Genomic DNA, 6,453 nt, shown 5'->3' on the forward strand with positions numbered 1-6,453 from the left:
AAAAAGGCTGCCGAATCGATTTTGATTCAGCAGCCTTTTTATGAGGCTTCATTTTATTCTTGAAAATCAGCTGGGATAACCATCGTCTCACTAGTAAACCGGCCCATCGGCTGATAGTCGTGACGGTTCTTAAAGGCTAACGGTGCCGTTTTGATTAACACGACCTTCTGATTTTGTTCGGTCAAAAAGATTTGACCAAGGCCGACAACCTTGCCCTTTGTGTGTTTACCAATTCGCCAGGGATGCAGCTTTTGGCCGTCCTTGACCTGATAGTCGCCGGACTTCCCTTCACTGACCATTACCCCGTATAAAATCTCAGTTGGATACTGGTTACTCTTGCCCATCGTTCTTCTCGCTTTCATACGGTACTATCTTGGCCCCCATTTCAAAGCGGGTCAAATCAATGGCTTTATCGGGGTGCAAGTGTAAGTCGAAGTCTGTATTTTTCGCTACCATCGCTAATTTAGCCGTTTCGTGCTGACCTTTAATAGCGGCTAGGTATTGGCGGTCAGCCTCATTTAGCTGACCAACCCAAGCTCGCACAATCATCCGGCCCAACGGAATGTCCAAAACCTTGGTTAGGTAAGCAATATGTCCGTATGGCATTGGTCGCAGCCAAGTATCCACGCGTAAATCAGGCAAAGGAATCTTGCTGATCCAGGCGTCCAAATCGACACGCCAGATAATTTGATACAGACCTGGACTGGCCAACGTCAAATCATCCAAAAGAGCTGGGTCAATTGCTTGGTCGAGAATCCGAACTTCACCAGGGCGGTGCTGGGTGACGACCAGCGGGTGCTTCTCTTCGCCATCATAGAAGAAGTTCAAGCTAAACTCCGATTGATGTTTTTCGGGTCCGCTCGGATGGTGCTTCTCTTTTGGGAAGACAATCACGTGTTGACCCATTTCCTGCAACGCTTCAATCAATTTCTTACGATTGCCCGGAACCAAAATAGCATGCGGTTGTTCCTTATCGACCACCGACATCACATCCGAAACTTCAAGGGGTTCCAAATACTGTTTATCTGACAGATGTGGCAATAGAGTCGGATCCGCCGCATTGTTGTTCATAATAATCGTTTGATAATCAAGTCGATGTAACTCAGATAGCGTCACGCTCGTCATATAACCAGATGAAGCCCCATCCCCCATGCGAAAGGCTCCTGGGCCAATAATCAAAACGGACTGGGCGCAAATTGGTTCAGACTCATTTTCTTCTTCAAAGGTTGCAAAGAATTGTCGAGCATGCTCAGGAAATTCACCAGCCGACGGCTCTAAGGCCTTATAGGTCGGTTGGATATTATTCTGCCGAGCTAAGGTACGAATTGCTTGGAAATCAGTTTGCCAAAAACGGGCAATCAGACCATCCGAAAGACCAAACTTCTTCGCCCGTCGCAGTGCATCTGCATCAATGTTATCCCGGTCAACCGACCGTTCAATTTCAATTAGCCGATTCAATTGATAAAAGTAAAATTCATCAATATTCGTTAATTCAGCTAATTCATCGACTTCATAACCACGGCGCAAAGCTTCAATTAAGATCAACACTCGGTTATCTTGCGGATGAATCAACTGTTGAATCAGCTCGTCATCTGAAACATCAGCCATATACTTGGGTGAAAACGACCGGTTATTGAAGTGAGCCGAACGAATGGCCTTTTCCATGGCTTCCACAAACGTTCGACCAAATCCCAAAGCCGACCCAACTGATTTTTGCACGGAATTCAACTGGCGATTAACTTTAATACCCATGGCTTCCAAGTCGCCGAAAGAGAAAACGGGCAACTTGACGACAATGTGGTCCATCACCGGTTCCATAATCGCCGTTTTTGCATGAAAGGCATTTGGCAAGTAAACCTCGGTAATTTTCTTACCCATGGCTAACTGCGCAGCCACCAACATTACTGGATACCCAGTCATCACGGCCATTCGGTTAGCCAAGTGGTCAAGGTATGGTGAAACCTTAATCACGTAAATTTCACCCGTCTTTTCATCAAAGGCAAATTGAACGTGTAAAACACCACGGAGGCCAATCAAATCAGCAATCGCAAAGGCCTGAATTCGCATCTGCTGCAAAATCTGATCGGAAACAGTCAAAACCGGCGCTACAGACAGTGAGTCGGCCGTATGAATGCCAATTGGATCCATATCTTCTGAGGCCCCGACCTGCAGGCAGTTGCCATCACGGTCACGAACAACCAAAACAGAGACTTCCTTCAAGCCATTAATCGCCTTGGCAATCAACGCCTCGTTGGTTAATGATTGGCCCATGACCCGATTAACAACGTGGTCAAAGTCATCCAAGCGATCAACAATTTGTCTCGTCGTTCCCTGAACTGGGTTGTGAGCCCGAATGACCAAAGGCAATTCCAAATCGCGCAACATTTCGTTCGCTTCTTCTTGATTTTGCACCACGGCCGAGGCGGTGACACTCAGGCCAATCTCCTCAATTCGGTCAAAGAGTAAAGTCCCATCATTAACCTCGTGCAGCTCACTAGCCGATAAACCAAGTGTTTGTGGCAAAACACCATCCGCATCACGCCACTCCGAAATAACCTGATCCCATAAACGCAACGCCCGCACGTCACCAAAAAGCGGCATCACGCCGTCAATTTTTTGAGACTTAATAATTTTTTTAACGTTTTGGACAGTTAAAGTCCGCAAAAATCCAGTGGCCGCTGGTGATTCTAGGGCCAGTGAATAGGGATTATCATCCAAAACTGTCACTGTATAACCAAGGCCATTTAAAATTGGCAAAACTTGGTAAATTGCGGCATCACTTTCGCCTTGGAGGCCAAAGTCTGTTTCGCCACCACCGATAAAGAGTACTTTTTTAACCGGCGTTTCAACTATTTTTTTGTACATAATCTGCTACCGTTTCAAAAAAGTCCGCAAAGATTCCGTTTGCTTCAAGAGGACCAGGAGCCCCATCCGGAAAGAATTGCACCGAAAAGGCTGGGTTGTCCCGCAAACGAATTCCCTGTATTGATCCATCAACCAAGTCGCGGTGGGTTACAAAGAGTTTTTTGCCATCTAGTGAATCCTCATCAATCACATAGCCACGCCCCTGACGGGCATAAAAAAGCTGTTGTGAAATGATTTCTTGGATTGGATGGTTCATACCATGGTACTCAGCCGGCAGGGCTTGAATTTCAGCCCCATTGGCCAATGCCAATAGCTCGTGCCCAAGTCCCAAGCCTAACAATGGCATCTTCGTCTGCAACACCCGAATCAAGGTCAAAACCGAATCGGGCAAGTCCTCAGGGTTGCCGGGACCAGTCGATAAAATAATGCCATCGGGGTCCAGGGTCAACACCTCATCCACCGTTGTTGTGTACGGCAGAACCGTCACATTGGCATCATAGTCACCAAGGACTCGAAGGATTCCGTGCTTCAAACCAAAATCAATCACGATAATATGAAAACCGTGATCGGGGTTGGCATAGGCCTTTGGAGTAGCCGTGTTTTGAACCTGTTTATTCGTCAACACGGTGGCCACCAGCTGATCAACTGCGTGATCATCGACAACATCAACGATTGTCGCCTTTTGAGGACCCGTTTCGCGAAGGTGGCGAATTAACTTGCGCGTATCCACCTCGTATAGACCCGGAATATTATGATGCTGCAAAAAGCGGTCCAGGTTCATCCGCCGCTGTCGGTTAGTGGAAACTTCCGCTAAATCGTGAACAACCACACCACGAATTTTTGGTGTAGTCGACTCATAGGCCTCCGCATGGATGCCATCGGCGCCAACAACAGGCATCGCAAAGACAATCATCTGCCCATCATAAATTGGATTTGTAATTGTTTCTTGATAGCCGGATGTAGCGGTATCAAAAATAATCTCGCCAAAAGTCGTCGCTGGTGCGCCGAAGCCTTGGCCAGAAAAAACCGTGCCATCCTCTAAAATTAGGTGCCGTTCCATACTTTTTTCTCTCATTATCTACTATTTTCGGAAAAATCAGGTTCTCTCCAGTCCTAATTTTTCCAGGGTAAGACGGATTAACTTGTCCTAATGGACAATTTCAACCGAGTCTTCCCCGTCAAATTCCTTGACCTTGACCTTAATTTTTTCATTTTGAGCCGTTGGAATGTTCTTTCCAACAAAATCTGCTCGAATTGGTAATTCACGGTGACCACGATCAACCAAAACGGCCAAAGCAATTGCCTGAGGCCGACCAATTTGAATCAAAGCATCCAAGGCGGCCCGGGTCGTCCGACCGGTAAACAACACGTCATCAACCAGGACAATGTTTTGGTTGGCAATGTTGAGCTTTTCAGCTGGTTCCAAGCCCAAATCATCACCGCTGTCCAGATGGTCGTCACGGTAATTGGTTACATCAATAGCCATCACAGGAATTTGAACCTGTTCGAGTTGTTCCAAACGGTCAGCGATCCGGTGGGCCAAGTACTCGCCACGAGTCTTAATCCCCACCAAAATCAGGTTTTGACCACCCTTATTCCGTTCCAAAATTTCGTAAGTAATTCGAGTCAATGCTCGTTGCATCGAATCTTGGTCTAACACTACTTTATTTGCCATGTTTCGTCCTTTCTGTCGGGCCAGTTGACACGATTAACTGATTTTTCACCGATTATGAACCTTGGTTTTCACGTAGTTCCCGCAATACCTGTTCAAACAGAGGCGGTAATGCTGAATCAAACCGGAGTTCTTCTTGTGTCTGTGGTTGGGTCAGCACAAGCGTTTTTGCATGAAGAAGCTGACCTGGTAATTTAATATTAAAAATTTTGTCTTGGTGACCATAAACGCTATCACCAACGACCGGGTGACCGATATAAGCCAAATGCACCCGAATTTGATGGGTCCGACCGGTTTCTAGTGCTAATTCCAGTAGCGTGTAACCGGCAAAACGCTCAACCACCTTAAAATGAGTCACGGCCTCACGACCATCCCCAACCACCGCTTGCTTCTTGCGGTCCTTAGGGTGACGACCAATTGGTGCGTCAATAGTTCCCTCATTTTCTTCAAAATTGCCCTTCACCAAAGCATAGTAGATTCTCTGGGTTTTATGCGCCTTTAACTCAGCGGCTAAGGCATGATGAGCGTGATCATTTTTCGCCACCATCAACAAACCAGAAGTATCCCGGTCAATGCGGTGGACAATTCCAGGACGGAATTCGCCGTTAATCGTTGACAGAGGAGCATGATAAAGCAAAGCGTTAACTAATGTGCCACCTGAATGACCGGGTGCGGGATGAACAACCATCCCCTGAGGCTTATTCACAACCAGTAGGTCATCATCTTCGTACACAATATCTAGAGGAATATTTTCCGCTTCGAGTGCCGTTTCCTTGACTTCGGGTGGGTTAATACTAACAACATCACCCTGTTTGACCACATAAGACCGTTTCACTGCTTGATCATTGACTAACACGAGTCCTTCTTTAATCCAGTTAGCCAGTGTTGACCGCGAATAGGGTAATTTTGCCTGTCCTAGAACGGCATCTAACCGTCCCTGTTCTTGGTCAATTGTCATTGTGACCGGTGTTGTTTCAGCCATCTAGGCCATTCCTTTCAGCGCTTGCGCCATTTTCTTTGAAAGGTGGTAGGCCCGTGGCCGACCGCCAATCACAACAATAAGTGCCTTTTGGTCAAAAAACCAATTAACCGCTGAGTCATTCAAGTCAATGACTCGCTGTTTCATCAGCCAGGCACTTTTAATCGTCAAAGTTTGATTTTCAAGCATCATTTTTCGTCCCAAAAAAGTCCACAGACCAATCAAGACCATGATAATGGTATAGGTCGCCCACCACCAATTAATATTATAGAAAAGCTCACTAGCCCAAATAGGACTAATGATTAAGACGGATAGCCACATAATCCAAGCAATATTGGACCAGTCCGCTTTTGGTTGGTAAAAACCGCGAATTACACGCATGAAACGTTCTCCTTGTTCCGTATCTAAACATCTATTATTTTACCATTTACTGATGCATTCTGGTATTGTTAGAACTGAAGAAAAGTCCAAGAAAGGGAAAAATGTGATTCGTTTAGCAATCGATGCGGCCTATCAAAAAGATAGCCACCATGCCAGCGCCGGTCTTGTTCTCGTTCAAGACGGTCAGCAGTACCAAAAAAAGGTTCGCTTAGCAGGCTGTGAGGATAACCACAAAGCTGAATTTTTAGCTTTACTTTGGGCGATTAAATCAGAATTAGCAATTCTAAAAACCAGCCAACTCGTCGAGATTATCTCGGATTCGAAAATTTTAGTCAGCTCCATGCAAAAAGGCTATGCCAAGCACTACCAAAAGGAAGTTGATTTAATTTTAGCCCTCTTACCTAATCCTGATTTAACCTTTTACACTTGGGTATCCGATCGAAAAAATCAGGGTCCCCACCATCTAGCCATGCAGGCCCTACAAGATTAGGGACACTATTAGTTTAAAAAAGTGAATTTAAGCCAAGATTATAGCTTAGAAAAAACCCCCCCCCCC

At 45.9% G+C, this 6,453-nt stretch carries 7 protein-coding genes; 1 reads left to right on the top strand and 6 read right to left on the bottom strand.

The features are described from left to right. Positions 1-53 precede the first annotated feature (53 nt). The 6 genes from AOQ32_RS00715 to AOQ32_RS00740 form a co-directional block, all read right to left on the bottom strand. Positions 54-344: a DUF7671 family protein gene (locus AOQ32_RS00715; RefSeq protein ID WP_059393128.1), complete on the bottom strand. Its 291-nt coding sequence runs from the start codon at positions 342-344 to the stop codon at positions 54-56. After that, the gene (locus AOQ32_RS00720) at positions 331-2,865 is read right to left on the bottom strand and encodes an ATP-binding protein (protein WP_059393129.1); all 2,535 of its coding nucleotides are present in this window, start codon (positions 2,863-2,865) and stop codon (positions 331-333) included. Before AOQ32_RS00720 ends, AOQ32_RS00715 begins: the two co-directional genes overlap by 14 nt. Continuing rightward, positions 2,846-3,925, bottom strand: a complete 1,080-nt coding sequence (locus AOQ32_RS00725) for a carbamoyl phosphate synthase small subunit (RefSeq protein WP_059393130.1) — start codon at positions 3,923-3,925, stop codon at positions 2,846-2,848. The genes AOQ32_RS00720 and AOQ32_RS00725 overlap by 20 nt, the downstream gene beginning before the upstream one ends. A gap of 87 nt (positions 3,926-4,012) precedes the next feature. Then, complete coding sequence (gene pyrR, locus AOQ32_RS00730; protein WP_059393131.1) at positions 4,013-4,540, bottom strand: bifunctional pyr operon transcriptional regulator/uracil phosphoribosyltransferase PyrR; 528 nt, start codon at positions 4,538-4,540, stop codon at positions 4,013-4,015. A 52-nt stretch (positions 4,541-4,592) separates the two neighbouring features. Beyond that, a complete protein-coding gene (locus AOQ32_RS00735) occupies positions 4,593-5,519 on the bottom strand; it encodes an RluA family pseudouridine synthase (RefSeq protein WP_083994307.1) in 927 nt (308 codons plus the stop codon). After that, on the bottom strand, positions 5,520-5,897 hold the full coding sequence (locus AOQ32_RS00740) for an EbsA family protein (RefSeq protein WP_059393132.1): 378 nt from the start codon (positions 5,895-5,897) through the stop codon (positions 5,520-5,522). Between the two features lie 52 nt (positions 5,898-5,949). Here AOQ32_RS00740 and AOQ32_RS00745 point away from each other — a divergent pair, with 52 nt between their 5' ends. After that, complete coding sequence (locus AOQ32_RS00745; RefSeq protein WP_207657363.1) at positions 5,950-6,387, top strand: ribonuclease HI family protein; 438 nt, start codon at positions 5,950-5,952, stop codon at positions 6,385-6,387. Positions 6,388-6,453: the final 66 nt, after the last annotated feature.

Source organism: Fructobacillus tropaeoli (assembly GCF_001047135.2).
GTDB classification, from domain to species: domain Bacteria; phylum Bacillota; class Bacilli; order Lactobacillales; family Lactobacillaceae; genus Fructobacillus; species Fructobacillus tropaeoli.

What these genes read in the sequence shown, in the direction of transcription:
- AOQ32_RS00715 (WP_059393128.1), bottom strand. Translation starts at nt 344, where the DNA reads ATGGGCAAGAGTAACCAGTATCCAACTGAGATTTTATACGGGGTAATG.
- AOQ32_RS00720 (WP_059393129.1), bottom strand. Translation starts at nt 2,865, where the DNA reads ATGTACAAAAAAATAGTTGAAACGCCGGTTAAAAAAGTACTCTTTATC.
- AOQ32_RS00725 (WP_059393130.1), bottom strand. Translation starts at nt 3,925, where the DNA reads ATGGAACGGCACCTAATTTTAGAGGATGGCACGGTTTTTTCTGGCCAA.
- pyrR (WP_059393131.1), bottom strand. Translation starts at nt 4,540, where the DNA reads ATGGCAAATAAAGTAGTGTTAGACCAAGATTCGATGCAACGAGCATTG.
- AOQ32_RS00735 (WP_083994307.1), bottom strand. Translation starts at nt 5,519, where the DNA reads ATGGCTGAAACAACACCGGTCACAATGACAATTGACCAAGAACAGGGA.
- AOQ32_RS00740 (WP_059393132.1), bottom strand. Translation starts at nt 5,897, where the DNA reads ATGCGTGTAATTCGCGGTTTTTACCAACCAAAAGCGGACTGGTCCAAT.
- AOQ32_RS00745 (WP_207657363.1), top strand. Translation starts at nt 5,950, where the DNA reads ATGCATTCTGGTATTGTTAGAACTGAAGAAAAGTCCAAGAAAGGGAAA.